This is a genomic window from Amycolatopsis ponsaeliensis, from assembly GCF_030182635.1.
GTDB lineage: Bacteria > Actinomycetota > Actinomycetes > Mycobacteriales > Pseudonocardiaceae > Amycolatopsis > Amycolatopsis ponsaeliensis.
In genome coordinates, this window is record NZ_JAPZLD010000028.1 from 95390 (window position 1) to 121844 (window position 26455).

Consider the following 26455-nt stretch of genomic DNA (forward strand, 5'->3'; position numbering starts at 1 on the left):
GAGGGGCACCCTCATGGCGTTCAAAGCCATCAAGGTGCCCCTCATGGCACGTCTGTCTACTGTGGAGCTACTTCTCGGCCGCCGAGAACGTGACGCCCGGCACCTTCCGCGCGGTCGCCCGGGTCGTCTTCTTCGGCTCCGCCGCCTTGCGGGTGCGCGTCGTCTTCGCCGGCTCGGCCTTCGCGCGGGTCGCGGTGGCCTTGGGCTCGGCCTTCGCGGTGGTCTTCGCGGTCTTGGCGGCCGCCGCGCGGCGGCCCGCGACCGGCTTCGCCGCCTTCGTCGTCTTCGGGGTTGCCTTCGCTCGGGGCCGCTTCGCGCCCGGGACGATCCGCGGCCGGCGCTTGCGGCCGCCGGTGCGGCGACCCGCGTCGGCGTAGCGCTGCAGCAGCTCACGCAGGGCGTCGGCGTTGGCGAAGGAGAGGTCGATGTCGTAGTCGATACCGTCCAGCCCGAACCCGACGGTCTCGGCGGCGGCTTCGCCGGTGAGATCATCCAGGACCCGCACAGCCGTGTTCTTGGCCACGACAAACCTCCCGTGCTCGAACGTGGTATTCGCGCGCACCGGGGCCGACGGCACCGGGCCGCCGATGACTTGCAGCTTCGGAGACGAGGATAGCCGCTGGCTTGCGTGATCCCGCGTGGTGGTGTGCGCTGAACCCATGTCTGCACAGACTTTTGACGTAGTGGTGATCGGCGCGGGTCCGGTGGGGGAGGTGGCCGCCGAACGAGCGGCCCGCGGAGGCCTCAAGGTCGCCCTCGTCGAGCACGAGCGCTTCGGCGGCGAGTGCTCCTACTGGGCGTGCATCCCGAGCAAGGCGTTGCTGCGGCCGGGAAACCTGCTCGCCGCGGCGAAGCGGATCCCCGGCGTGCCGGTCGGCGACCGGCTCGACCCCGCGGCGGTGTTCGCCCGGCGTGACTGGTTCACCGGCAAGGGCGACGACTCGGGGCAGGTCGAGTGGGCCCGCGGCGCCGGCATCGAGCCGATCCGCGGCCACGGCCGGATCACCGGTGAGCGGGAAGTCACGCTCGACGGCGACCGCGTGCTGACCGCGCGGCACGCGGTGATCGTGTGCACCGGGAGCGTGCCGAGCACGCCGTCGATCCCGGGCCTCGACACGATCCGGCCGTGGGGTTCGCGGGAGGCGACGTCGGCGGAGTCGGTGCCCGCCCGCCTCGGTGTCCTCGGTGGCGGGGTGGTCGGCGTCGAGATGGCGCAGGCGTTCGCGTCGCTGGGCTCGGAGGTGCACCTGGTGATCACCGGCGAGCGGCCGCTGCCGCGCAACGCCGCGATCGCCGGCGACCTCGTGCTGCACGGGCTGCGCGAAGCCGGGGTTTACGTGCACACGAAGTCCGGGATCATCGGGGTGTCCGACACCGGGAACGGGACCGAGGTGGTGCTCAAGGACGGCGAGCGGTTGGTCGTCGACGAGTTCCTGGTGGCGACCGGGCGCCGGCCCGCGACCGCCGGGCTCGGCCTCGAGGCGTTCGGGGTCGAGGCCGGGCACCCGCTGACGGTCGACGACACCGGCCGGGCGTCCGCAGTGGACGGTGGCTGGCTGTACGCGGCGGGCGACGTCACCGGTCGGGCCCCGCTGACCCACCAGGGCAAGTACGGCGCCCGCGCGGCGGGCGACACGGTCGCGGCGCTGGCCGCGGGAAAGCCGGTGTCGACGGAGGCGTGGAGCCCCTTCACCGCGACGGCGGACCACAGCGCGGTGCCGCAGGTGGTGTTCACCGACCCGGAGGTCGCGGCCGTCGGCCTGGCGGACGCGCGGCCCGGTTCGGCCGACCGCGTCGTCGATATCGACATCGCGGTGGCGGGCTCGTCACTGCACGCGGACGGCTACACCGGCAAGGCCCGGATGGTCGTCGACACCGAGCGGAACGTCCTGCTCGGCGTGACGTTCGTCGGCCAGGACGTCTCGGAGCTGCTGCACTCGGCGACGATCGCGATCGTCGGCGAGGTGCCGCTCGACCGGCTGTGGCACGCGGTGCCGTCGTTCCCGACGATCAGCGAGGTGTGGCTGCGGCTGCTGGAGGCCTACGGGCTCTGATCACTGCGCGGGCAGGTCCAGGGCGGCTTTCGCGGCCCGGGCCAGGCCGGGATCGTCCGGAGTGGACGGTCCCGGCGCCCAGACCGCCTGCACGACCCGCACGGACGTGCCTTCGACCCGCGAGGTGTAGGCGGCGTTCTCGAACCGCGGCGCCGGGGTGGCGCCCCACTTGCCGGTCTCGGAGGCGAGGTCGAGGATCCCGCCCCCGCCGGGAGTGTCGGCGACGGCCTTGAACGCGGCGGCCTGCGCGGCATCGGGGAACTCGACGATCCCGACGGTGACGGCGGCCTCGCGTCCGTCGACGGTGGCGGCGTAGGACGCGCGCCGGACGCCGGAGCAGCTGGTCTGCTGCAGGCTGGCCTGGGCGTCCCCGAAGGCGTGGGAGGCACACCGCTGATCGCGATCGGCGGCGCGCAGGGCGAACTGCAGGCTTTGCGCGGGAGCGGTGGTGCTCTGCGGAGGCGGCTGGGTCGCGGGAGTGGGAGGCCCGGTGGGCGCGGCGGCGGTGTCATCCCCGGAGGTGGCAACGGCGATGGCCGCGACGACCAGGGCAACGAGAAGCCCGATGGCGGCGAGGGGCAGCCAGCGGACGGTCTTCGAGGTCGGGGCGGCTTCGCGAGGGGCCGGTCGCGGGGTGGGGAAGGGACGCGGTTCGGGGTGCAGGTTGATCTGGCCGAGGGTGACGGCTTGGGGTGCGCTTCGCCCGGGCGCGGCTCGGCCGGGTGCGGTGGGGGAGCTGAGGTTTTCGGTTCGTTCGGTGTCGTCCGCGAACGAGGAGTGAACGTCCGGCTGGGTGGACCCCGGAAACCGCGGTGGTGCGGTGGCGCCGGGCAACAACGGGAGGGCTGGGGCGTCTTCTCGTGCGGGGGCGGGGAGTACTTCGGTGCGCTCGGACTCCGCGGGGAAGGCCGGTGCTTCGTCGCCGGAGTGCGGTGAGGAGGTGGCGAGTTCCGCTTCGGGTGCGGGCTCGGCGGCGGGTTCCGTGTCTTCGGCTTGGGCGAGTTCGGCGGGCTCCGGGTGTGCCGTGGAGACGGTCGCGGGTTCGGCGGGCTCCGGGTCTTCGGTGGAGGTGGCCGTGAATTCGGCGGATTCCGGGTGTGCGGTGGAGATGGTCGCGAGTTCGGCGGATTCCGGGTCTTCGGTGGAGAGGGCCGCGGATTCCGTGTCTTCGGCCGCGGCGGACACCGGCTCCTCGGCGGGCGCGGGCTCGGGCTCGGCCGAAACCGGAGTTTTGCTCTGCCACCCGGCTCCGCTCGCCGCAGTCGAAGCCGCGGTGGGAGAACTCAACTCGGCCGCGCCGGAACTGGGCGTGGGTGAACCGGCTGCCGGCGAATTCGTCCCGGCCGAGCCGGTCGCCGGCGAGCCTGCTGCAGCCGAACCCGCTTCAGGCGGGCGTGAATCCGCGCTGTCCGAAGTGGGCCCGGCCGAGCCCGCCGCAGCAACCGCGCCGGCCGCAGCACCGGTCGCACGGGCTGCCGGCGTTCCCATCTGGCTCGGCACCGATGGCACACTGTCCCAAGATGGCACACTGTCCCAAAGGGACTCCGGGGGCGAATCGTCCGTGAAGCGGCTGAATCCTTCCCCCAACAGCACCTCGTCCGAAAATTCCGGTGCCTCCGGTGCCAACCCGCGGATGAGCGCCCGGACCTGGTCCACCGACCGCGGCCGGTGGGCCGTCGCCAATGAGACCGTTGCCGCCAGCATCGTCGTCGGCGTCGGGTGCAATACCCGGACCGGGCCCGCCAAGTCGCTCGCCGGCTGGTCGACCGTCTCCACGTACGGTCCTACCGCGACGATCGTCCCCACCGGGCCCGTACCCGGCACCAGCGCGGCGATCCGGCGCTCGCACGCCTGGGAGACGTCCAGTGCCTCCGTCGCCGGGTTGACCGCGTCGTCGTCGGCGATCAGGGGCCAGCCGTCCGCTTTCCACTCGGCTCCCAGCGGGGCTTCCAGCCGCAGCGCCGGGTCCGGGAGGTCCACGCCGATCACGATGATCACGCCGTGGGGCAGCAGGACCACCGCCTCGATCGGGCGCTCGGTCACCGTCCCCACGCCGACCAGCGCGATCCCGCCGATGACGGTGCTGCCACGGCCGAGGGACGCCAGTGCCGCCCGGATGTCGTCGGCCACCCGGGACTGCTGCCGCTCGAGGCGCACCAGTCGCACCGAAACCCCTCCCTGCTCGTCGTTCCGGGTCATCACGCTAGCGCGCGTGGTGGTAACCATCGTGCGACACGGGGACGACGCGGCCGTGAGCCCACCGAAAGTGGGGCCCTGGGTGACTTGTGGTGTTCATGTGGCCAAACAGCACGGTTGGGGTGCAGAATGTGCTACAACGCATCGGAGGCGGTATTCGGGAGCCGCACTGAGGCCACGCTGTAGCTCGAAGTCAGGGCGTAGGGGAAGACGTCCCTCGTCGAGCAACAAGCGGAGGTAGCAGTGAGCACCCGTGGCAGCACCCGAGGTGTGGTGTACGTCCACTCGTCGCCGTCTGCGGTGTGTCCGCACGTCGAGTGGGCCATTTCGGGCACCCTGGGTGCCCGCGTTGACCTGAAGTGGACGGCGCAGCCGGCCAGTCCGGGTCAGCTTCGCGCCGAGTGCGGCTGGCGCGCGCCCGCGGGCAGCGGCGCCAGATTGGCGTCCGCCCTCAAGGCGTGGCCGATGATTCGGTTCGAAGTCACCGAAGAGCCCAGCGCGGGCGTCGACGGCGAACGGTTCTGCTTCGCGCCCGGCCTCGGCCTCTGGCACGGGCGGACCAGCGCCAACGGCGACATCGTGGTGGGCGAAGACCAGCTGCGCGCCCTCGTCGCCATGACCCGCGGTGGTGAGTCCCTTGCGCACAAGCTGGACGAACTCCTCGCCGCGAGCTGGGACGAGGCGCTCGAGCCCTACCGTCACGCCGGCGATGGCGCGCCGGTGACCTGGCTGCACCAGGTCGGCTAGCCGCGGGACGGGGGCCGGTACGCTCTTCGGCGTGACCACCCCCGCCCCCAGCTCCCGCCAGCGCTGGCTGGTGCCCGTCGTGGCCGTGGTGCTTTCCGTGACCGTGGGCGGTGGGCTGCTCGCGCGCGAGATCTACCGCCGGCCCGACCAGCCCGCCGACGAGACCACCGCTTCGAGCACCCCGCCGTCGTCGGCCAGCAGCGGGGCACCGGCGGGCGTCGTGCAGATGACCGACGACGCGAAGGCGCACCCGCAGTCCGGCGCCGTGCGCGAGCTCCTCGAGACCTACTTCTCGGCCATCAACGACAAGAACTACCAGCGGTGGCTGACGACTGTGAGCGGCGATCGAGCCGCGCAGCAGCCGTTCGGCACGTGGAATCTCGGCGTCCAGTCCACAACGGACTCCGACGCGCTGGTCTACCGGATCGAGCGCGGCGCCAGCACGTCGCTGCGGGTCCTGGTCGGCTTCACCAGCAGGCAGGACCTCGAAGACGCTCCGAAAGACCTTCGGGAGAAGTGCATCAAGTGGCGGCTCGTCCTGCCGGTGATCGTCGAGAAGTCCGCCTTGAAGATCGACACCGTCGGCCCCGGGCCGGGGCCCGAGCACGAAAAATGCTGAAAAAGGGGCCCGGCCGAAGCCGGGCCCCTTTTTCAGCGGTACTGAATCAAGCAGCCGGGGTGAACAGCAGCGCGGTGTTGTGCCCGCCGAAGCCGAACGAGTTGCTGATCGCCGCGGTCAGCTCGACCTTGCGGGCTTCGCCGGACACGACGTCCAGCTGCACCCGCGGGTCCAGGTCGGTCAGGTTCATCGTGGCCGGCACGATGCCGTGGTACAGCGACAGGATCGTGATGATCCCCTCGACCGCGCCGGCACCCCCGACCAGGTGACCCATCGAACCCTTCGGCGCCGTCACGATCGCGTGGTCGCCGACCGCCTTGCGGATGGCCGCCGCCTCGCCGATGTCACCGACCACAGTGGACGTCGCGTGGGCGTTCACGTGCCCGACGTCGGCGGGGGTCACGCCGGCCATCTTCATCGCCGCGCGCATCGCGGCGATCTGGCCGATGCCCTCGGGGTGGTTGCCCGTGATGTGGTAGGCGTCCGAGGTGATGCCGTGCCCGGCGATCGTCGCGTAGATGCGTGCCCCGCGGGCCTTCGCCTGGTCCGCGCGCTCCAGGATGACCACGCCGGCGCCCTCGCCGAGGACGAAGCCGTCGCGGCTCGCGTCGAACGGCCGTGACGCGCTGCCGGGGTCGTCGTTGCGCGTGGACACCGTGCGGGCCTGGGCGAACCCGGCCAGCGTGATCGGGTGGATGCACGCTTCGGCACCACCGGCGACCACGACGTCGGCGCGGCCGGAGCGGATCATCTCCACCCCGTTCGCGATGCCCTCGGCGCCGGAAGCGCAGGCCGAGGCCGGGGAGTGCACCCCGGCCCGCGCCTTCAGGTCGATGCCGACGTGCGCGGCCGGGCCGTTCGGCATCAGCATCGGCACGGTCAGCGGCGACACCTTGCGGAGACCCTGCTGGTGCAACAGATCGTTCTGGGTGAGCAGGGTGACCGGGCCGCCGACGCCGGTGCCGATCGACACGCCGAGGCGGTCGGGGTCGACGTCGGTGTGCTCGTCCGTCGGTTCCGCGTACCCGGCGTCGGCCCACGCCTGGCGGGCGGCGATCAGTGCGACCTGCTCGCAGCGGTCCAGCCGGCGGGCCTGCACCCGCGGAAGGACTTCCGACGGATCGACGGCCAGCATGCCGCCGATCTTGACGGGCAGCTGCAGCTCCTCGACCCAGTCGGCCTCGATCGCCCGGATCCCGCTCCGCCCGGCCAGCAGACCGTCCCAGGTGGACGTCACGTCCCCGCCGAGCGGTGTGGTGGCGCCGAGACCGGTGATCACGACGTCGATGTTGCTCATGGGAGTCTCCTCAAGGAGGGAACAGACTTACTTGGAGTTGGCCGACACGTAGTTCACGGCGTCGCCCACGGTCTTCAGGTTGGCGAGCTCGTCGTCCGGGATCTTGACGCCGAACTTGTCCTCGGCCTGCACGGCGATCTCGACCATCGACAGCGAGTCGATGTCCAGGTCGTCCACGAACGACTTCTCGGCGGTGACGTCGTCCTGAGCCACACCGGCCACCTCTTCGACGATCTCGGCGAGGCCGGCGAGGATCTCAGCGTTGTCAGCCATGGGGTAGTTCCCTTCTCGGTCTTACTTGGGGTTCTTGTCCGGTGGGCGAGTGCCCGCCGGGAGCGTAACGGTCAGGGGCAGACGAACGCCTGCCCGGCGTAGGACAGGCCCGCGCCGAACCCGACCGCCAGCACCACGTCGCCGGACTTCGCCGTCCCGGCCTTGCGCATGTGGTCCAGCGCGAGGGGGATGGACGCCGACGAGGTGTTGCCGGAGTACTTGATGTCGTCGGCGACGACCATGTCGTCACGGGCGCCGTTGGCCCGCAGCTTCTTCGCGATCGCCTCGACGATGCGCAGGTTCGCCTGGTGCGGGATCAGCACGTCCACATCGGACGGCTTGAGCCCGGCCACCTCCAGCGCGCGCATGGCGATCGGCGCGATCTGGGTCGTGGCCCACCGGAAGACCGACTGGCCCTCCTGGTAGATGAACTTGTCCTCGGTCATGCCGATCAGGTCGACGAGGTCGCCGGCGCTGCCCCAGGAGACGGGGCCGATCAGCGGCTCGTCGGACGCGCCGACGACCGCGGCACCCGCGCCGTCGGCGAAGATGATCGCGTTCGCCCGGTCGACCGGGTTGACCGAGTCGGTGAGCTTCTCCGCGCCGATGACGAGGACCTTCTTCGCCGAGCCGGCCCGGATCAGGTCGGAGGCGACGCCGAGGCCGTAGCAGAACCCGGCGCACGCGGCGTTGAGGTCGAACGCGCCGGGGCTGGGGATGCCGATCCGCGCGGCCACCTGGGCGGCGGCGTTCGGGATCAGCGTCGGCATGGTGCAGTTCGGCAGGATCACCGTGTCCACTTCGGACGGGTCGACGCCCGCGTCGGCCAGCGCGGCGGTGCCGGCGGCGACGGCGAAGTCGGTGAGCGTCTCGTCCTTCTCCGCGAACCGGCGCTCGATGATCCCGACGCGGTCGCGGATCCACTGGTCGTTGGTGTCCATGATCTGCGACAGGTCGTCGTTGGTGACGATCTTGTCCGGCTGCGCGCTGCCGATGCCCAGCACGCGGCTGCCGCGGGAGCCGGGGTTGAGGCTCAGGGCGGGTCGGTCGGTCACGAGGCGTCCTCCTGGCGCAGCGCCGCCAGCTCGGCCGGCGTCTTCAGCGCGGTGGTAGTGGTCACGACGCCCTTGAGCTGCCGCTTGACCAGGCCGGTCAGCGTGCCCGCGGGCGCGAGTTCGACGGTGCGGGTGACGCCGAGGGAGACCAGGCCGTCCATCGTCAGGTCCCAGCGGACGGACCGGGTGACCTGGGCGACCAGGCGGTCCAGGTACTCGGCCCCGCTGGTGACGACCGCGCCGTCCGCATTGGACAGCAGCGGGCGGACCGGGTCGGCCGGGGTCAGCTCGGCGGCGTGGGCGCGCAGCGCCTCCTCGGCGGGCGCCATGTACTGCGTGTGGAACGCGCCGGCGACCTTGAGGGCGCGGATCTTCGTGCCTTCCAGGGGCTCGGCGACGATCTTCGCGATGGCCTCGGCGGCACCGGAGGCGACGATCTGCCCCGCTCCGTTGCGGTTCGCCGCGGTCAGGCCCTGTCCTTCGAGCCACGCGACGACCTGCTCGGGGTCCCCGAGCATGACCGCGGCCATCGACGTCGGTTCCAGCGCGCACGCCTTCGCCATCTCGGCGCCCCGGACGGCGGCGAGAGCGACGGCGTCTTCGGGCTTGAGCACCCCGGCGATCGCGGCGGCCGCGAGCTCGCCGACGGAGTGCCCGGCGACGGGCGCGTCCGCGGGGACCGGCGCGGTGGCCTGGAGGTGTTCGAAGGTGAGCAGCGACAGCGCGACGATCAACGGCTGCGCGACGGCGGTGTCCTGGATCTCGTCGGCGTCCGCCTCGGTGCCGAGGCGGAGCAGGTCGAGGCCCGCGCGCTCGGACCAGAAGGCGACGCGCTCGCGGGCGCCGTCGAGGTCGAGCCAGGGCGTGAACATACCGGGGGCCTGGGACCCCTGACCGGGAGCGAGAACTGCTGCTGTCACCCTCTAAGACAACACGTTCGCGGTGCTTCGGCGTGATGCCGACGCTCACAGTGTCTGTGCGGCGTCTTTGTCGGAACCCTCCAAAGACGCGCCGGAGAAGCTCGCGCGTAACCCGGAAGCCTTGTCGGGTTCAATCACCTTTCGCTGTTAAGTCCATCACGTGACGCCCGTCTCGGGAAGGGTGCCGGACGGCCCGTTCACCAGAGGCCGCGGGCCCTCGCCAGCCGGCCCACGGTCAAGGCGATCCGCAGCACCAGTGCGTCCCGCGGGTCCGTCGGCTGGTGGCCGGTCAGGTCCGCCGCCTTGCGCAGCCGGTACCGGACCGTGTTCGGGTGGACGAACAGCGTCTTCGCGCACGTCTCCAGCACCCCGCCGCTCTCGAGGTAGGCCTCCACCGTGCGCTGCAGCGTCGGGCCCGCCTCCTCCAGCGGCCGCGCGATCGTGTCCACCAGCAGGCGCTCCGCCTCCGCGTCGCCCGACAGCGCGCGCTCCGGCAGCAGGTCCGCCGAGCGGACCGGGCGCGGTGCCCCCGGCCAGCCGACCACCGCCCGCAGCCCCGACAACGCCTCCGTCGCGCTGTGGTGCGCCTCCGCCAGCGACGGCACCGTCGGACCCGCCACCACCGGGCCCTCGGCGAACGCCACCGACATCCGGGCGAGGATCTCGCGTTCCTTCACGCCGCCCTCGGTAGGGCCGCCGACCACGACGACCAGGCGGGAGCCCTGGACCGACAGCAGCACCGGGCGGCCGACGCGGGCCGCGCGGCTGCGGACTTCGAAAACCACCGTCGGCGGGTCCTCCGACGGCGGATTGCCCACCAGCACCGTCGCGGCCGCCGACGGTTCCCAGCCCAGCGCCGTCGCGCGCGAAAGCACCGACTCCTCCGCGTCGCCACGGACGATCCCGTCGACGACCAGCGCTTCCAGCCGGGCGTCCCACGCGCCGCGGGCCTCCGCCGCCGCCGCGTACGAGTTCGCCGCCGCGAAAGCGATTTCCCTGCCGTAGCGCAGGATTCCCTCGATCAGCGCCGCCCGCTCCGCCTCGTTGGCGGCGAACTCCGGCAGCTGCTCCTCGAACACCTCGATGGCCAGGCGCACCATGCCGACCGCCTGCCGCAGGCTGACCCACCGCGACAGCTCGGCCGGCGCGTCGCGGAACGCCTCGGTCGTCAGCTGCAGGGCTTCCTTCGAGTCCCGCAGCCAGTCGACGAAGCCCGCGGCGCCCGCCTGCGTGATCAGCAGGACGCTCGCGCGCTGGTCGGCGGGCAGCCGGGGGAACCACGTCAGCCGCCGCTCCATCACCGCGATGCTCGCGCTCGCCAGGCTGCCGGACGCGTGCTCCAGCCGCCGAAGCGTCTTCGCGGAAAGTCCGTGGTGCTTCGGCACCCGGCGCGGGGAGGTGGTTCCATCCATGGCGTCCGCGATCCTACGTGCCCGCAACTTTGGTAGCCCCCGGCGGCAACGCGCGGCGCTATGCGGTGCGTGTACGAACTGCCTAGGATCGCGAACGGGGGCAGCCAGTGATGAACGGGGGAACCGGAATGACCGGTTTAGAGATCGACAAGGTCTCCAAACGCTTCGGCGACGTGGTCGCTTTGCACGAAATGACGTTCGACGTCCGGCCGGGCGAGCTTTTCGGGTTCGTCGGCAGCAACGGCGCCGGCAAGACCACGACGATGCGGATCGCGCTCGGCGTGCTTTCCGCCGACGGCGGCGAAGTCCGCTACGACGGCGAGCCGGTGACGCACGAAACGCGCCGGCACATCGGGTACATGCCGGAGGAACGCGGCCTCTATCCGAAGATGAAGGTGGCCGAACAGCTCACCTACCTCGCGCGGCTGCACGGCATGCCGGCCGCCGACGCGCGGGCGTCGGCGGACAAGTGGACCGAGCGGCTCGGTGTCGCCGGGCGCCGTGACGACGAGGTGCAGAAGCTCAGCCTCGGCAACCAGCAGCGCGTCCAGCTGGCCGCGGCGCTGGTGCACGAGCCGCGGATCCTGGTGCTCGACGAGCCTTTCTCCGGCCTCGACCCGGTCGCGGTCGACGTGATGAGCCAGGTGCTCAAGGAGAAGGCCGCCGACGGCGTTCCCGTGGTGTTCTCCAGCCACCAGCTCGACCTGGTGGAGCGGCTCTGCGACCGGGTCGGGATCGTCCGGAGTGGACAGATGGTCGCCAAGGGCACCGTGGAGGAACTGCGCGCGGGCGGTGCCGTCCGCCTGCGCGTCGACGTGCCGGACGCCGCGGACGGCTGGGCCGACGGCCTGACCGCGGTGAAGGTGCTCGGCCGGACGGGCTCGGTGACCGAGCTCGAGCTGGGCGAGGGCGCCGACGACCAGGCCGTCCTCAAGGCGGCGCTGGCCACCGGGCGGGTGCACGAGTTCGCGCGTGAGCAACCGTCCCTGACCGAGCTGTTCCGTTCCGTCGTGACCGAGGAGGTCCCCGCGTGAGTACCCCGGTCCAGGACGTCCGGATGAGCCCGGTCGCGGCGGTGGGGCTGGTCGCCTCCCGCGAGATCTCCACCCGCGTCAAGTCGAAGGCGTTCCGCGTCGCCACCGTCGTCATGCTGCTGCTGATCGTGATCGGCATCGTGCTGCTGAAGCTGATCTCGGGCGGCAGCGGCGCCGACTCGACCGTCGGCTACACCTCGGCGACCGCCCCGCTCTCGGCGCCGCTGCAAGCCGGCGGGCAGACGGTCGGCGAGAAGATCGACGTCACCCAGGTCGCCGACGAGGCCGCCGGCCGCGCCAAGCTGGAGGACGGCTCGATCGACGCGCTGCTCACCGGCGACGGCAAGACCGTGCACGTCCAGGTCAAGAAGGACCTCGACGGCAAGCTGGCCAACGTCCTGCAGCTGCTGTCCCAGCAGGTCGCGATCGACCAGCAGATCACGGCGCTCGGCGGCGACCCGGCGCGGTTCAAGGCTGCGATCGCCTCCGCGAAGTTCATCGAGGACGCGCCGCTGGAGCAGCCGTACGACTACAACGGCGCGCAGCTGGGGCTCGGCATCGCCGCCGGCATCCTGATCTACCTGTCGCTGATGATCAACGGCCAGACCGTCGCGCAGGGCGTCGTCGAGGAGAAGACGTCACGGGTCGTCGAGCTGCTGCTGTCGACGATCAAGCCGTGGCAGCTGATGGCGGGCAAGGTGCTCGGCATCGGCGTCGTGGGACTGATCCAGATGGTGGTCATCGGCGTCGGTGGTCTCGTCACCGTCGCCGCGACCGGAGCGCTCCCGGATCTCTCGCTTTCGTCGGCGATCGGCACCGTCGTCTGGCTGATCGTCTGGTACCTGCTCGGGTTCTTCATGTACTCGATCGTGTTCGCCGCGCTGGGCGCGCTGGTGTCGCGCCAGGAGGACGTCGGCGGCGCGACGATGCCGGCGCTGATGTTCGTGATCGCCGGGTACGTGATCGGCATTTCGGTGCTGCCGTCGAACCCGGGCAGCACGTTCGTCGAGGTGCTTTCCGTGATTCCGGTGTTCTCGCCGACGCTGATGCCGATCCGGCTGGCGATGGGCGGGGTCCCGGTGTGGGAAGCCGCGTTGTCGGTGGTGCTGGTGGTGCTGATGATTCCGGGGCTGATCTGGCTGGCCGCGCGGATCTACCGGAATGCGGTCATGCGCACCGGGGCGAAGGTGAAACTCCGCGACGCCTTGCGCGCTGCCTGAAGTTCACCGGTTCTTCACCCCGGCCCTCGGACGCCTCAGGTGTCCGGGGGCCGGTTCTTTTTGTGGATGGAACAGCGCATTCCCCCAAATGCTCGAGGCCGCCCGGCGCTTGCGGTTTACGCTGCGCCGGACGGCCTCGTCTCCCCGGTCCCCACCGGTAGAACCAGTATGGCCACCAGTGATCTTTCCGCGCCAGTCGTCTCACTCGATCGTGGGGCGCACGAGTTGCCGCCGCTGGGTACCTGATCAACGATCCGGTGCACAACAGCGCGCACCACCCGAATCGCGGCGCGATTCGGTGCGAAACACCAAGAGGGAGTCGGTATGGGCCAGCAACTGAAGGACGGGCTCGGGCAGGCGTGGAACCTGGTCGCCACGTTCGTCCCGAAACTCGTCGGATTCCTGATCATCCTGCTGATCGGCTGGCTGATCGCGAAGGCCGTCGCGAAAGGGCTGAGTCTCGTCCTCGGAAAGGTCGGGTTCGGCAAGCTGATCGAGAAGACCGGGCTTTCCGGCAGCATCGGCCAGCAGAAGATCGACGCGACCGGAATCCTCGTGAAACTGGTCTACTACTTCATCCTGCTGATCGCGCTGCAGCTGGCGTTCGGCGTGTTCGGGCCGACCAACCCGGTGAGCCAGCTGCTCAACGACATCATCGCGTTCCTGCCGCGGATCGTGGTCGCGCTGGTGCTGGTCGTGGTCGCCGCGGCCATCGCGAAGGTCGTGCGTGACGTCGTCACGTCGGCGATGTCGGGCCGCCCGGCCGGCCGCTACCTGGCCACCGGCGCCTACTGGCTGATCATGGCGTTCGGCATCATCGCCGCGCTCGGCCAGGTGAACATCGCGACGACGATCACCGGCCCGGTGCTGATCGCGGTGCTGGCGACGATCGGCGGCGTCATCGTCGTCGGCTTCGGCGGCGGCCTGATCAAGCCGGCGCAGGACCGCTGGCGCGGCTGGATCGCGAACATGCAGCAGCAGATGGCGGAGACGCCGGCGCAGCGGACCGGCGAGATGGGCACGAGCGCGCCGCCGCGCGCGACGGTCGGCGCCGACAACACCCCGACGCCGCCGGCGGGCATGCCGCGCGCGCAGGGCTGAGCACGATAGGTACGGGACGGGCCCGGCGGACGGGGAAGCCGCCGGGCCCGTCCCGTGTCCCGGCCCGTGTCTTGAATGAGTCATTCAGGACCTCCGGAGTCCTGAATGACTCATTCAAGACGTCCGGGCGGCCGATACGCTGGGGCGATGGGGGTCGTGGCGGCGGTCTGGCGCTATCCGGTGAAGTCGATGGCCGGCGAGCAGCTGACCGAGGCGACGCTCGGCGAGCGCGGCCTCGACGGCGACCGTCTCTACGCCGTCCGGGATCCCGCCGGCAAGTTCGGCAGCGGCAAGAACTCCCGCCGGTTCCGGCGCATGCCCGGTCTGCACGCGTTCGCCGCGCGGTACGACGGCGATGTCCCGGTGGTGACCTTCCCGGACGGGCGCGTCTTCCGCGGTGACGCCGCGCAGGTGCACGCCGAAATCGCGGCCGAACTGGGCTTCCCCGGTGTCGAGCTGGCGAAGGAAGCGGAGGTCCCGCACCACGACGAAGCGGCCGTCCACCTGGTCACGACGTCGTCGCTGGCCTGGCTGGCCGAGCGCGCGCCCGGCGTCGCGCTCGACGAGCGGCGGTTCCGGGCCAACCTCCTGCTCGACACCGGCCCGGCGCCGGAGCTCGCCGAAGAGGCCTGGGTGGGGAAGCGGGTCCGGATCGGCGAGGTCGAGCTGGAGATCCTCCGCAAGGCCGTCCGCTGCGTGATGGTCGGCCTGCCGGGCGAAGGGCTGCAGGCCGCGCCCGGGCTGCTCAAGACCATCTCCGACACCAACGGCCTGACCTTCGGCGTGCAGACCCGCGTCGTGCGCGGCGGCACGATCCGCGTCGGCGACGGCGTCCACGAGGTGGGATGTTCCGCGGCTCACAGTCTCTAGGGAATTCACCCCCGCCGGAGCATGTTTGATGCGGTAGGACGAAAGGGGCGTCAGGTGGATTTCCTGCTGCACCACGGAATCACGGTGCTCGGTCAGTGGATCTCGATCGCGGAGCTCGCCGGGCAGGTGTTCGCGCTCGCCGTCGTGTTCCTCGCGCAGCGTCGCACCCTGTGGACGTGGCCCGTGCAGGTTGGCGCGACCGTGTTGCTCTTCGCCGTCTACGCCTCCGCGCACCTGGGCGGGCTCGCCGCCCGCCAGGTCGCCATCCTCGCCATCTCCGTCTACGGCTGGTGGGCCTGGACCCGCCGCCAGGACCCGGTGTTCGGCGTCGTCGTCCGGCAGGGCCGGCTCGCCGAGCGGCTCGCCATGCTCGGCGCGTTCGTCGTGGGCACGACCGTGATGGCCCTGGTCCTCGACGCGCTGAACGCGTCCTGGGCGCCCTGGCCGGACGCCGCCATCTTCGTCGGCACACTCGTCGCCTTCGGGGCGCAGGGTGCCGGGCTCGTCGAGTTCTGGCTGGTCTGGCTGGTCGTCGACGCGATCGGCGTGCCGCTGCAGATCTCGTCCGGGCTGTACTTCTCGGCCGCGATCTACATCGTCTTCGCCGGGCTGGTCGTGCACGGCTGGTGGAGCTGGAACCGCTCCGCGCGCCGCGTCGCCGAGCGTCGGGTCATGGCAGCATCCAGCTGAGCACGGCGGTGCTCTGCCCGAGCACGATCAGGCACATCACCAGCAGCAGCCCCAGGCTCCACGGCAGCACCTTCCGCAGCAGCTTGCCCTCTTCGCCGGGCAGGTTCGCCGCCACGCAGGCGATCGTGAGGTTCTGCGGGGAGACCATCTTGCCGAGGACGCCGCCGGAGCTGTTGGCCGCGGCCAGGAGGTCGGCGGCCAGGCCCGTCTTGTTCGCCGCGGTCACCTGCAGCGCGCCGAACAGCGCGTTCGCCGAGGTGTCCGAGCCCGAGACGGCGACGCCGAACCAGCCCAGCACCGGGGACAGGAACGCCAGGCCGGCGCCGGCGGCCGCGATGAACGTGCCGATCGTCGTGGTCTGGCCGGACAGGTTCATCACGTAGGCCAGCGCGAGCACCCCGCAGACGGTGAGGATCGCGAACCGCAGTTCCTTGAGCGTGGCCAGCCATTCCTGCACGGCGCCGCTTGCGGAGACGGCGAGGATCCCGGCCGTGATGATGCCGGCCAGCAGCACGAGCGTGCCGCCGGTGTTGAGGAACGGCAGCGAGAACGTGTTGCCCGACACCGGTTTCCCGTTCGGGCCGATGACGTTCAGCCCGGGCCAGTGGAACTTCCAGGTCGCCTTGTCCAGCAGCTTCTTGATCGGCGGCAGCACGGCCAGGGAGAAGATCACGATGATCAGCGCGTACGGCAGGTAGGCCTTGACGACGTCGTTGCGCGAGTCCTCGGGCGGCGCTTCCTCGGTCGCCGTCCCACCGCCGCCCATGCTGATCCGGACGGCTTCGGGCACCGGACGGCGGGTCTGCGGCAGCGCGACCAGCGCGGCGGCACCGGCGAGGGCGGCGCCGATGTCGGCCAGCTGCGGCGACACGTAGTTCGAGGCGAGGAACTGCACGAGCCCGAACGCGACCCCGCAGACCAGCGCGGGCAGCCAGGTGTCCTTCAGCCCGCGCTTGCCGTCGACGATGATCACCAGCAGCAGCGGCACGACCAGGGCCAGCAACGGCGTCTGGCGGCCGACGATCGAGGAGACCTGCTGCAGCGGCAGGCCGGTGACCTGGGCCAGCGTGACGACGGGGGTGCCCATCGCGCCGAACGCGACCGGCGCGGTGTTCGCGACCAGGGCGACGACCGCGGCCTTCACCGGGTGGAAGCCGACGGCGACCAGCATCACCGCGCTGATCGCGACCGGTGCGCCGAAGCCGGCGAGGGCCTCCATGAGCGCGCCGAAGCAGAAAGCGATGATCAGCGCCTGGATCCGCGGGTCGTCGGAGATCCGGCCGAACGAGCGGCGCAGGACGTCGAAGTGCCCGGTCCGCACGGTGAGCCGGTAGATCCACAGCGCGTTGACGACGATCCACATGATCGGCCACAGCCCGAACGCGGCGCCCTGCAGCGCGCCCGAGACGGCTTGGACGATCGGCATGCCGTAGGCGGCGATCCCGACGACGAGCGCGACGAGCAACCCGATCAGGGCGGCGTGGTGGGCTCTCATCCGGACGGCGCCGAGGAGCACGAGGACGGTGGCGAGGGGCAGCACGGCGACGAGCGCCGACAGGCCCAGCGAACCGAGGGGAGTCACGTCTTGCACGAACACGGGCGACCTCCGTTTTCCACGATGCGAAAACGGCCTTTCGGCGAGTGCCCGAGATCTTCGTCACAAACCGGTCGGTCCGTCAAGAAGTTGAGACCGGTTGGCCCAATGAGTTAGTCGGCAACCCGGAACTCGCGTGACTGGGGACGGGACTCGCGTGATGGGGGCCGGAACTCGCGAGTTCCGGCCCCAATCACGCGAGATACGGGCCTGATCACGCGAGTTACGGCTTCGGCAGGACCGAGAGGGCCGTCTCGGCGATCGCGTGCAGCTCCGCCGGGCTCGAGCCGCCCTTGCCCAGTGCTTCGATGCCGCGGTTGACCGCCAGCAGCAGGCTCGCCAGCCGGGCCGGGTCGTGGCCCGCGGCGAGGTCGCCCGCGCGCTGGGCCGCCGCGATGCAGCCGGTCAGCTGGTCGTGCAGGTCGCGGAACGCCCGGTGGGAGCGCGCGGCGATCGCTTCGTCGTGTTGCGCGCACTCGGCCGTGCTCTTCGCGATCAGGCACCCGCGCCGGTCGGTGTCGGCCGCGGTGTCCTCGGCGATCGCGATGACGTGGTCGCGCAGCCGCTGGTAGGCGGTCTCGTCGGGGCCTTCGAGCAGGCGCCGGGTCCCTTCGGTGGCCTCAGTGCAGTAGTCGTCGAAGACGCGCACGAACAGCGCGTGCTTGTCCCCGAAGGCGCCGTAGAGGCTGCCCTTGCCGAGGCCGGTCGCCGCGGCGATGTCATCGATCTTCGTGCCCGCGTAGCCCGTCGACCAGAACTGGTCCCGGGCCGTGCGCAGGACCGCGTGCTCGTCGAAGCTGCGGGGTCTGGCCATGCGCCCAGGATAGGCATTCTTGACTGTCTCGTCCAGAACGGCGTACGTTCTGGACGAGACAGTCAAGAACTCGGGAGGCATCGTGAACCTGCAGAACAAGACCGCGCTGGTGACCGGCGGCGGAACCGGCATCGGCCTGGGGATCGCGAAGCGGTTCGCCGCGGAAGGCGCGCACGTGGTGATCACGGGACGCCGCAAGGAGGTCCTCGACGACGCCGTCGCCGAGATCGGTGGCAGTGTCCAGGCCATTCGCGCCGACTCGTCGAACCTCGCCGACCTCGACGAGGTCTATCGCGCGATCGCCGAGCGCGGCCGCGGGCTGGACGTCGTCGTGGCCAACTCCGGCGGCGGCGTGACCCAGCCGCTGGGCGAGATCACCGAGGAGCAGTTCGACGCCACCTTCGGCACGAACGTCAAGGGCGTCGTCTTCACCGTGCAGAAAGCCTTGCCGCTGCTGAACGACAAGGCATCGATCATCGTCACCGGCTCGACGACGTCGACGCGCGTGGCGCCGGGCATGAGCGTCTACGCCGCGACGAAGGCCGCCGTCCGCAACTTCGCCCGCACGTGGGCCCTCGACCTGCAGGGCAAGGGGATCCGCGTGAACGTGCTCAGCCCGGGACCGACGCTCACCCCGGGTCTCCTCGGCCTCGCTGAGCCGGACGCGCAGCAGGCGATGGTCGAGCAGATGGCGACGGCCGTCCCGCTGGGCCGCCTGGGCGACCCGAGCGAGATCGCCGCGGCGGCGCTGTTCCTGGCCACCGACGAGGCGAGCTTCGTCAACGGCGTCGAGTTCTTCGTCGACGGCGGCCAGGCGCAGGTCTAACGCAGGGTGGCGTGCGAGGGCGTCAGGTCCTTCAGGGTCCGGACGCCCAGCAGCTGCATCGTGCGGACCATCTCGGTGCGCAGGATGTCGACGCACCGCTGCACGCCACGCTCGCCGCCGGCCATCAGGCCGTACAGGAACGCGCGGCCGACCAGCACCGCGTCCGCGCCGCGGGCGATCGCCGCCACGATGTCGCCGCCCGACAGGATGCCCGTGTCGATCCACACCTCGGCGCCGCCCTGGAGCTCGTCCAGCACCGCCGGCAGCAGCTCCAGGGGCGTCGGGGCGCGGTCGAGCTGGCGGCCGCCGTGGTTGGAGATCAGCACCGCGTCAGCGCCGTGCTTGACGACGTCGCGGGCGTCGTCGACGTTCTGCACGCCCTTCACGACGAGCTTCCCCGGCCAGGTCCGGCGGACCCAGTCCAGGTCGTCGAAGTTCAGCGTGGGGTCGAACAGCTGGTTCAGCAGCTCGGCCACCGTGCCGCCGAAGTGGTTGAGCGAGGCGAAGTGCAGCGGTTCGGTGGTGAGCAGGTTGAACCACCACGCCGGGTGCGTCGCGCCGTCGAGGAACGTCTTGAGCGTCAGGGCCGGCGGGATGGTCAGGCCGTTGCGGACGTCGCGCAGGCGCGCGCCGCCGACCGGGGTGTCCACGGTCAGCATCAGCGTGTCGTAGCCCGCCGCCCAGGCGCGATTCATCAGATCTTCGCCCGCGCCGTGGTCGCGCCAGACGTAGAGCTGGAACCACTTGCGGGCTTCGGGAGCCGCCGCGGCGAGGTCCTCGATCGACGTCGTCGCCATCGTCGAAAGGCCCATCGGGATGCCGTTGCGCTGCGCCACGCGGCCGACGGCGGCCTCGCCCTCGTGGTTCATCATCCGCGTGAACCCGGTGGGGGCGAAGGCGAACGGCAGCGCCGACGTCTTCCCGAGGATCTCCCGCGTGGTGTCCACATCGGACACCCCGCGCAGGACGTTGGGGTGGAACTCGATCCGCCGGTAGGCCTGGCGGGCGCGCAGCAGGCTGTCTTCGAGTTCGGCCGCGCCGTCGGTGTAGTCGAAGGCCGCCCGCGGGGTCCGCTTGCGCGCGATCATCCGCAGGTCGGCGATGGTGTGGGCGTTGCCGAGGCGCCGGTCGGTCGGGTTGAGCACGATCGGCTTGGGCCGCAGGAGCTGCTTCAGCTCGTCCGGCTTGGGCAGTCGGCGCTTCGTCACCTTCATCAACTCCCTCAACAGCCTGCACGGCGAACGGGACCCGGCAGACATCCGATGTCTGCCGGGTCCCTTTCTAGCACCAGGTCACGCGCTACCGGAATCCGACGTCTGCGGCCCGGCGGCCGCGATGTCGTCGAGCCGGTACTTCGTGGCCGCTTCGAGGACCTTCGCCTGCTCGACCTCGCCGCGCTTGGCCAGGATCGACAGCGCCCCGACGGTGATCGACTCGGCGTCGACCAGGAACTTCCGCCGCGCCGCCGGCCGGGTGTCGGAGAACCCGAACCCGTCGGTGCCCAGCGTCAGCATGTCGGTCGGCACGTACGGGCGGATCAGGTCCGGCACCGCGCGCATCCAGTCCGACACCGCCACGACCGGGCCGCTCGAGCCGAGCAGCTTCTCGGTCACGTACGGCACGCGCGGCTCGCTGCCCGGGTAGAGCAGGTTGTCGTGGTCGATCTCGACGGCCTCGCGCCGCAGCTCGGTCCACGACGTCGCCGACCACACCGCGGCCCGCACGCCCCACTCCTCGGCGAGCATCTTCTGCGCCTTGAGCGCGTCCGGCATCGTGACGCCCGAGACGAGGATCTGCACCTCCGGACCGTCGCCCGAAGGCGCGTCCGCGTACTTGTACAGGCCCTTGAGCAGGCCGTCGACGTCGAGGTTCTCCGGCTCGGCGGGCTGCTGGTACGGCTCGTTGTAGATCGTCATGTAGTAGAAGACGTTCTCGCCGTTGCCGTCCGGGCCGGTCTCGCCGTACATCCGGCGGAGGCCGTCCTTGACGATGTGCGCGATCTCGAACGACCACGCCGGGTCGTACGCCACGGCCGCCGGGTTGGTCGCCGCCAGCAGCAGCGAGTGCCCGTCGGCGTGCTGCAGGCCCTCGCCGGTCAGCGTGGTGCGGCCGGCGGTGGCGCCGATGACGAACCCGCGGGCCATCTGGTCGGCGGCGGCGTACAGGCCGTCACCGGTCCGCTGGAACCCGAACATCGAGTAGAAGATGTAGATCGGGATCATCGGCTCGCCGTGCGTCGCGTACGACGTGCCGACAGCGGTGAACGACGCGGTCGAGCCCGCCTCGTTGATGCCCTCGTGCAGCAGCTGGCCCTTCTCGGACTCCTTGTAGGCCAGCATCAGGCTCGCGTCGACCGACGTGTACGTCTGGCCGTGCGGGTTGTAGATCTTGGCCGTCGGGAACATCGAGTCGAGGCCGAAGGTGCGGGCCTCGTCCGGGATGATCGGGACGACGCGCTTGCCGATCTCGGAGTCCTTCGCCAGCTCGCGGACCAGCCGGACGAACGCCATCGTCGTGGCGACCTCCTGCTTGCCGGAGCCCTTCCGGACGCCTTCGTAGACCTTGTCGCCGGGCAGCACGAGCGCCTTCGCGGCCTTCGGGCGCCGCTCCGGCAGGAACCCGCCGAGGGTCTTGCGGCGGCCGACCATGTACTCGATCTCGGGCGAGTTCGCGCCCGGGTGGTAGTACGGCGGCAGCTTCGGGTCGCGCTCGAGCTCCTCGTCGCTGATCGGGATCCGCTGCGAGTCGCGGAACAGCTTCAGGTCGTCGAGGGTGAGCTTCTTCATCTGGTGCGTGGCGTTGCGGCCCTCGAACGCCGGGCCCAGGCCGTAGCCCTTGATGGTGTGGGCCAGGATCACCGTCGGCTGGCCGTGGTGCTCCAGCGCCGACTTGTACGCCGCGTACACCTTGCGGTAGTCGTGGCCGCCGCGCTTGAGGTTCCAGATGTCGGCGTCGGAGAGGTCCTTGACCAGGTCCTTCGTCCGCGGGTCGCGGCCGAAGAAGTGCTCCCGGACGAAGGCGCCGTCGTTGGCCTTGTACGTCTGGTAGTCGCCGTCCGGCGTCACGTTCATCAGGTTGACCAGGGCGCCGTCGCGGTCGGCGTGCAGCAGCGAGTCCCACTCGCGGCCCCAGATGACCTTGATGACGTTCCAGCCGGCGCCGCGGAAGTACGACTCCAGCTCCTGGATGATCTTGCCGTTGCCGCGCACCGGGCCGTCGAGCCGCTGCAGGTTGCAGTTGATCACGAACGTCAGGTTGTCGAGGCCCTCGCCGGCCGCGATGTGGATCAGGCCGCGCGACTCCGCCTCGTCCATCTCGCCGTCGCCGAGGAACGCCCAGACGTGCTGGTCGTTCGTGTCCTTGATGCCGCGGTCGCGCAGGTAGCGGTTGAACCGCGCCTGGTAGATCGCGTTCATCGGGCCGAGGCCCATCGACACCGTCGGGTTCTCCCAGAACTCCGGCATCAGCCGCGGGTGCGGGTACGACGGCAGGCCGCCGCCCTCGCCGGCGTGCGAGTACTCCTGGCGGAAGCCGTCGAGCTGCTGCTCGGTCAGCCGGCCCTCGAGGAACGCGCGGGCGTAGACGCCGGGGGAGGCATGGCCCTGGATGTAGATCTGGTCGCCGCCACCCGAGTGGTCCTTGCCGCGGAAGAAGTGGTTGAACCCGACTTCGTAGAGCGCGGCCGAGGACGCGTAGGTCGAGATGTGGCCGCCGACGCCGACGCCCGGACGCTGCGCCCGGTGCACCATGATCGCCGCGTTCCAGCGGATGTAGGCGCGGTAGCGGCGCTCGATCTCCTCGTCACCGGGGAACCACGGTTCGTTCTCGGTGGGGATCGTGTTGACGTAGTCCGTCGAGGTCAGCGCCGGGACGCCCACGTTGCGTTCGCGGGCGCGCTCCAGGATGCGCAGCATCAGGTACCGGGCCCGCTGCTGACCTCCCCTGGCCAGCGCCTCGTCGAACGAGTCCAGCCACTCGGCGGTCTCCTCCGGGTCGATGTCGGGCAGGTGCGCAGCCAATCCGTCACGGATTACGCGTACGCGTGCCGGGGTCTCCTTGCCGGAGGCGCCGTCGTTCTGCGGGGCCAAGGGGTCTCCTTGCGAAAAGTTGCAGCCGGTGGTGCTCGTACTCGGGGGTGTACGACTCTCCATCGTCGTCTTCCGTCCCGGCTTCCGCACCGCTACTCAGCGGTAACATCAGCCGACCCGGTCGAGCCACTCCCCGCACGCGGTGTATCGCGCGCGCGTTTTCTTCCTCCCCACCCTAGGGGACGGCCCCCGAAGGGGTGGCAGACCGGTCTCGGGAGCTACCCGAAACGACGTCGCGGAAGCACGGTGGCGGGCCGTATCCTGCGACACGAGTTGTCAAAGATCCGGTGTGGACGGTTGCGCGCGGAGCCCTACCAGTGTTCGCTATCGGCAACCGGGTCGCCGAGTGTGGCGCAGCCGTACCCTCGCAGAGGGGGTCGGTCGCCACGCTCCGTCGTAGTTGGAGGAGTGAAAGCAGTGGTCGCCGCGGGAGACGCTGATCAGAGCAGCGTCGCCGAGAGGCTCGGCATCAAGCCCGAGATGGTGGTCCAGGAGATCGGCTGGGACGAGGACGTCGACGACGACGTCCGCGCGGCGATCGAGGAGCAGATCGGCGGGGAAATCCTCGACGAGGACGCCGACGAGGTCATCGACGTGGTGCTGCTGTGGTGGCGCGAAGACGACGGTGACCTGGGCGATGCGCTCATCGATGCCAGGGGCCCCCTGGAGGAGACGGGCGTCATCTGGGTGTTGACCCCGAAGACGGGACAGCCCGGGCACGTCGAGCCGAGTGAGATCGCCGAAGCGGTCCCTGCCGTGGGCCTGGCCCAGACCGCCAACATGAGTGTGGGCGCGAACTGGATCGGGACGCGCCTGGTCTCTCCGAAGTCGAAGTCGAAGCAGCGCTGAACAGGTCTCGCCCGGCAGACACGATAGGGTTGTCGTCGCAGGCACGTGTCCGTACGGGAGAGGAAACGCGGTATGACCGTCGAGGTCGGTTCTGAGGCCCCTGACTTCACGCTCAACGACTACAACAAGCAGCCGGTCCAGCTGTCGTCCTTCCGGGGCGACAAGCCGGTGCTGGTGGTCTTCTACCCGTTCGCGTTCAGCGGCATCTGCACCGGCGAGCTGTGCCAGCTCCGGGACGAGTTCGCCGACTACGACAACAAGGGCGTCCAGGTCCTGGGCGTCTCGGTCGACACGCCGTTTTCGCTGAAGGCGTGGGCCGAGAAGGAGGGCTACCAGTTCCCGCTGCTGTCCGACTTCTGGCCCCACGGCGAGGTGGCGCGCGCGTACGGCGTGTTCAACGAGCAGGCGGGCCTGGCGGTCCGCGGCACGTTCCTGATCGACACCGCCGGTGTGGTCAGGTTCGCCGAGGTCAACGCGCCGGGCGAGGCGCGCGACCAGCAGGGCTGGAAGAAGGCCGTGGCCGAACTGGCTTGAGTTTTCCGGACGGCGGCTCGGCATTGCCGGGCCGCCGTCCGAGGGGCGCATAGCTCAGCGGAAGAGCACTCGGCTTACACCCGAGCGGTCGCAGGTTCGAACCCTGCTGCGCCCACCCGACGGTCGACCGTCCCGTACTAGCCGGGGTCCCGGGCCGGTGGCCATTGCGCCGTGAACCGCTCGCCGCCGTACAGGGATTCGTAGTGGATCCGCAGTTCGAGGCGGGTGCGCAGCAGGTCGGCGAACTCGCGGTGCTCGTCCGGGTCGTACGTGGCGACGCTGAGCAGATACCGGTCGTAGTCCTTGGCGAAGATCCCCGGACCGCCGAGGGTCGTGGCGGAGGGCCGAACGGCGAGGGTGTCCCTGACCTCGTTCACGTTCGTCTCGTCGAACGCGCCGAGGCGCCTGCCGTCGAGGGTGAAGCCGGTGCCGGTGAGCACCGCCGGGCCGAGGCCGGCGTTCACCAGCCGCAGCCCGGCCGTCGTGCCCGGGTGGAGTTCGAGGCGGAGCTGGAGCAGCGGCCGCACCGAGTGCCGGTAGTGCAGCCGCGTCGCCCGAGCTTGCTGGACGGTCACCGCGAGCGAGGCGACGGCGATGACCAGGGCGCAGATCGCCACCACGGTTTCGGCGCGCACCGCGCCTCCCTCACTCCGGAGGCCCGGAATTGTAGCCCTGGAACCCGGTCACCAGGGTCAGGCCAACGCTCGTTCCGGGGCGGCCGTCTCCGTGCGGCTCATCGTCCGGACCAGCAGCGCCAGCCCCGCGAACAGCACCGCCGCGATCACCCCCGTCACGTTCACCGCCGTCGTGAACGCCTCCCGAGCCTGCCCCGCAACCTCCGCGCGCGTCACATCCACCGCGAGCGTCGTCCCGCCCGGCAACACAGCGTGGTACACCGCCGTCGCCGTCAGGCCGATCAAGGCCAGGCCCAGTGAGCCGCCCAGGTAGTTGCCCGTGTCCGCCATCGAGGCCGCCGAGCCCGCTCGCTCCGGTGGGACCGAGCCCATCACCAAGCCGATCCCCAGCGCGAACAGCGGGCCTGTGCCCAGCGTCAGCACCGCGATCCCCAGCATCGTCAGCGCCAGACCGCCGGTGAAGGCCAGCAGGACGCCGCCCGCTGCCGAGAGCACCAAGCCGCCCGTGATGGCCGTGGCCGGGGTCATCCGGCGGGTCAGGGACGGCGCCGTCATCGTGCCCGCCGCGACGCCCAGCCCCATCGGCGCGAACAGCACCGCCGACGCCAGCGGCGAGTAACCCAGGACACTCTGCAGGTACTGCGTCACCAGCAGCCCCACGCCGGCCATCGCGACCCCGGCCACCACCAGCGCGACCAGTACCGCGGTGAACGGCCGGTTCCGGAACAGCCGCAGGTCCAGCAGCGGCGACGACGTCGTCAGCTGGCGGCGGACGAAGACGGCACCGAGCGCGCCCCCGGCGGCGATCGCGGCAAGAGGCACCGCCAGCTCGCCGGCCGCCAGCTGCTTGAGCCCGAACACGATCAGCAGCACAGCCGCCAGCGACAGCCCGACCCCGGCGAAGTCGAGCCGCCCCGACACCGGCGCGCGGAACTCCGGGAGCAAGAGCGGGCCCGCGACGAGCAGCACGCCCATGGCCGGCACCGCGACCAGGAAGACCGCGCCCCACGTGAAGTGCTGCAGCAGGAACCCGGCCAGCACCGGGCCGGCCGCGCCGCCCGCGAACTGGCACGTCGCCCAGATCGAGATCGCCTTCCCTCGCTGCTTCTCGTCGCGGAACATGTTCGTGATCAGGGCGAGCGTCGACGGCATCAGCGTCGCCCCCGCGATGCCGAGCGCGCCGCGGGCCGCGATGAGCATCGCCGGGCTCGTCGAGAACGCCGCGACCACCGACGTGACCGCGAAGGCGCCGCCGCCGAAGAACAGCAGCCGGCGTCGCCCGATCCGGTCGCCCAGGGTGCCCATCGTGATCACGAAACCGGCGACGACGAAGCCGTAGCTGTCGGTGATCCACAGCTGCTCGGTGGCGCTCGCCCCGAGGTCGGCGCTCAGTTGCGGCAGCGCGAGGAACAGCGAGGTCATGTCCATCGCGACGAGCAGGGTGGGCAGCACGAGCACCGTCAGCCCCAGCCACTCCCGCCGTCCGGCCGGCTTGTCCATGTCGACTCCTTCCAGGTGGTTGAACACCCAGGGGTCGGAGCCGCGCGCCGCGACCGGACACGGGCGCGGAAGAAAATTCCGCCGGAGGTGCCGGCCGTCCCGGCGAACGTGCCGGGACGGCCGGACC

Annotated in this window: 24 protein-coding genes and 1 tRNA gene; 12 read left to right on the forward strand and 13 right to left on the reverse strand. The window is 70.8% G+C overall.

Going from position 1 to position 26455, the window contains the following annotated elements:
* Nucleotides 1-67: 67 nt before the first annotated feature.
* On the reverse strand, nt 68-523 hold the full coding sequence (locus QQ657_RS34685; protein WP_284746532.1) for an Lsr2 dimerization domain-containing protein: 456 nt from the start codon (nt 521-523) through the stop codon (nt 68-70).
* A 136-nt stretch (nt 524-659) separates the two neighbouring features.
* Between QQ657_RS34685 and QQ657_RS34690 the strand changes: the two genes are divergently transcribed.
* Nucleotides 660-2054, forward strand: coding sequence for a dihydrolipoyl dehydrogenase family protein (locus QQ657_RS34690; protein WP_284746533.1), 1395 nt, complete (start codon nt 660-662; stop codon nt 2052-2054).
* Here QQ657_RS34690 and QQ657_RS34695 read toward each other — a convergent pair whose 3' ends face one another.
* Nucleotides 2055-4220: a hypothetical protein gene (locus QQ657_RS34695; RefSeq protein WP_284746534.1), complete on the reverse strand. Its 2166-nt coding sequence runs from the start codon at nt 4218-4220 to the stop codon at nt 2055-2057.
* 273 nt (nt 4221-4493) lie between these two features.
* Here QQ657_RS34695 and QQ657_RS34700 point away from each other — a divergent pair, with 273 nt between their 5' ends.
* Together QQ657_RS34700 and QQ657_RS34705 are read left to right on the forward strand one after the other, a co-directional pair.
* Nucleotides 4494-4997: a DUF3145 domain-containing protein gene (locus QQ657_RS34700; protein ID WP_284746535.1), complete on the forward strand. Its 504-nt coding sequence runs from the start codon at nt 4494-4496 to the stop codon at nt 4995-4997.
* A 31-nt stretch (nt 4998-5028) separates the two neighbouring features.
* The gene (locus QQ657_RS34705; protein ID WP_284746536.1) at nt 5029-5616 is read left to right on the forward strand and encodes a hypothetical protein; all 588 of its coding nucleotides are present in this window, start codon (nt 5029-5031) and stop codon (nt 5614-5616) included.
* Between the two features lie 46 nt (nt 5617-5662).
* Here QQ657_RS34705 and QQ657_RS34710 read toward each other — a convergent pair whose 3' ends face one another.
* The 5 genes from QQ657_RS34710 to QQ657_RS34730 form a co-directional block, all read right to left on the reverse strand.
* A complete protein-coding gene (locus QQ657_RS34710) occupies nt 5663-6913 on the reverse strand; it encodes a beta-ketoacyl-[acyl-carrier-protein] synthase family protein (protein ID WP_284746537.1) in 1251 nt (416 codons plus the stop codon).
* A gap of 27 nt (nt 6914-6940) precedes the next feature.
* A complete protein-coding gene (locus QQ657_RS34715; RefSeq protein ID WP_004559006.1) occupies nt 6941-7186 on the reverse strand; it encodes an acyl carrier protein in 246 nt (81 codons plus the stop codon).
* A gap of 71 nt (nt 7187-7257) precedes the next feature.
* Nucleotides 7258-8241: a beta-ketoacyl-ACP synthase III gene (locus QQ657_RS34720; protein WP_284746538.1), complete on the reverse strand. Its 984-nt coding sequence runs from the start codon at nt 8239-8241 to the stop codon at nt 7258-7260.
* Entirely contained in the window at nt 8238-9161 is a 924-nt protein-coding gene (locus QQ657_RS34725) for an ACP S-malonyltransferase (RefSeq protein ID WP_284746539.1), read from the reverse strand. The genes QQ657_RS34720 and QQ657_RS34725 overlap by 4 nt, the downstream gene beginning before the upstream one ends.
* Before the next feature lie 197 nt (nt 9162-9358).
* Nucleotides 9359-10573, reverse strand: coding sequence for a PucR family transcriptional regulator (locus QQ657_RS34730; RefSeq protein ID WP_284746540.1), 1215 nt, complete (start codon nt 10571-10573; stop codon nt 9359-9361).
* A gap of 128 nt (nt 10574-10701) precedes the next feature.
* Here QQ657_RS34730 and QQ657_RS34735 point away from each other — a divergent pair, with 128 nt between their 5' ends.
* From QQ657_RS34735 to QQ657_RS34755, 5 genes are all read left to right on the forward strand, one after another.
* Nucleotides 10702-11607 carry an ABC transporter ATP-binding protein gene (locus QQ657_RS34735; protein WP_284746541.1) on the forward strand — a complete coding sequence of 302 codons (906 nt, stop codon included), beginning with the start codon at nt 10702-10704 and terminating at the stop codon, nt 11605-11607.
* A 23-nt stretch (nt 11608-11630) separates the two neighbouring features.
* Nucleotides 11631-12827 carry an ABC transporter permease gene (locus QQ657_RS34740; RefSeq protein WP_284746572.1) on the forward strand — a complete coding sequence of 399 codons (1197 nt, stop codon included), beginning with the start codon at nt 11631-11633 and terminating at the stop codon, nt 12825-12827.
* 324 nt (nt 12828-13151) lie between these two features.
* Nucleotides 13152-13928 (forward strand): mechanosensitive ion channel family protein, encoded by a 777-nt coding sequence (locus tag QQ657_RS34745; protein ID WP_284746542.1) that lies wholly within the window; start codon nt 13152-13154, stop codon nt 13926-13928.
* Between the two features lie 147 nt (nt 13929-14075).
* Nucleotides 14076-14798: an MOSC domain-containing protein gene (locus QQ657_RS34750; protein WP_284746543.1), complete on the forward strand. Its 723-nt coding sequence runs from the start codon at nt 14076-14078 to the stop codon at nt 14796-14798.
* A gap of 54 nt (nt 14799-14852) precedes the next feature.
* Nucleotides 14853-15488: a nicotinamide mononucleotide transporter family protein gene (locus QQ657_RS34755; RefSeq protein ID WP_284746544.1), complete on the forward strand. Its 636-nt coding sequence runs from the start codon at nt 14853-14855 to the stop codon at nt 15486-15488.
* On the opposite strand, the gene QQ657_RS34760 is transcribed toward QQ657_RS34755, so the two are convergent.
* Entirely contained in the window at nt 15469-17085 is a 1617-nt protein-coding gene (locus QQ657_RS34760) for an L-lactate permease (protein ID WP_284746545.1), read from the reverse strand. The two genes, QQ657_RS34755 and QQ657_RS34760, sit on opposite strands and share 20 nt — an antisense overlap.
* Nucleotides 17086-17305: 220 nt before the next feature.
* Entirely contained in the window at nt 17306-17896 is a 591-nt protein-coding gene (locus QQ657_RS34765) for a TetR/AcrR family transcriptional regulator (RefSeq protein WP_284746546.1), read from the reverse strand.
* Between the two features lie 82 nt (nt 17897-17978).
* Between QQ657_RS34765 and QQ657_RS34770 the strand changes: the two genes are divergently transcribed.
* Complete coding sequence (locus tag QQ657_RS34770) at nt 17979-18722, forward strand: SDR family oxidoreductase (protein WP_284746547.1); 744 nt, start codon at nt 17979-17981, stop codon at nt 18720-18722.
* Here the strand turns inward: QQ657_RS34770 and QQ657_RS34775 are convergent.
* Nucleotides 18719-19930 carry an alpha-hydroxy acid oxidase gene (locus tag QQ657_RS34775; protein WP_284746548.1) on the reverse strand — a complete coding sequence of 404 codons (1212 nt, stop codon included), beginning with the start codon at nt 19928-19930 and terminating at the stop codon, nt 18719-18721. The two genes, QQ657_RS34770 and QQ657_RS34775, sit on opposite strands and share 4 nt — an antisense overlap.
* A gap of 84 nt (nt 19931-20014) precedes the next feature.
* Nucleotides 20015-22810, reverse strand: coding sequence for a pyruvate dehydrogenase (acetyl-transferring), homodimeric type (aceE, locus tag QQ657_RS34780; protein WP_284746549.1), 2796 nt, complete (start codon nt 22808-22810; stop codon nt 20015-20017).
* 417 nt (nt 22811-23227) lie between these two features.
* Here aceE and QQ657_RS34785 point away from each other — a divergent pair, with 417 nt between their 5' ends.
* The 3 genes from QQ657_RS34785 to QQ657_RS34795 all read left to right on the forward strand — a co-directional run bounded on the left by QQ657_RS34785 (nt 23228) and on the right by QQ657_RS34795 (nt 24308).
* On the forward strand, nt 23228-23659 hold the full coding sequence (locus QQ657_RS34785; protein ID WP_284746550.1) for a DUF3052 domain-containing protein: 432 nt from the start codon (nt 23228-23230) through the stop codon (nt 23657-23659).
* 72 nt (nt 23660-23731) lie between these two features.
* Entirely contained in the window at nt 23732-24193 is a 462-nt protein-coding gene (locus tag QQ657_RS34790; RefSeq protein ID WP_284746551.1) for a peroxiredoxin, read from the forward strand.
* A gap of 43 nt (nt 24194-24236) precedes the next feature.
* A tRNA-Val gene (locus QQ657_RS34795) sits at nt 24237-24308 on the forward strand.
* Between the two features lie 22 nt (nt 24309-24330).
* On the opposite strand, the gene QQ657_RS34800 is transcribed toward QQ657_RS34795, so the two are convergent.
* Both QQ657_RS34800 and QQ657_RS34805 read right to left on the reverse strand, forming a co-directional pair.
* A complete protein-coding gene (locus QQ657_RS34800) occupies nt 24331-24828 on the reverse strand; it encodes a hypothetical protein (protein WP_284746552.1) in 498 nt (165 codons plus the stop codon).
* Nucleotides 24829-24885: 57 nt separating this feature from the next.
* Nucleotides 24886-26328: an MFS transporter gene (locus QQ657_RS34805; protein ID WP_284746553.1), complete on the reverse strand. Its 1443-nt coding sequence runs from the start codon at nt 26326-26328 to the stop codon at nt 24886-24888.
* Nucleotides 26329-26455: the final 127 nt, after the last annotated feature.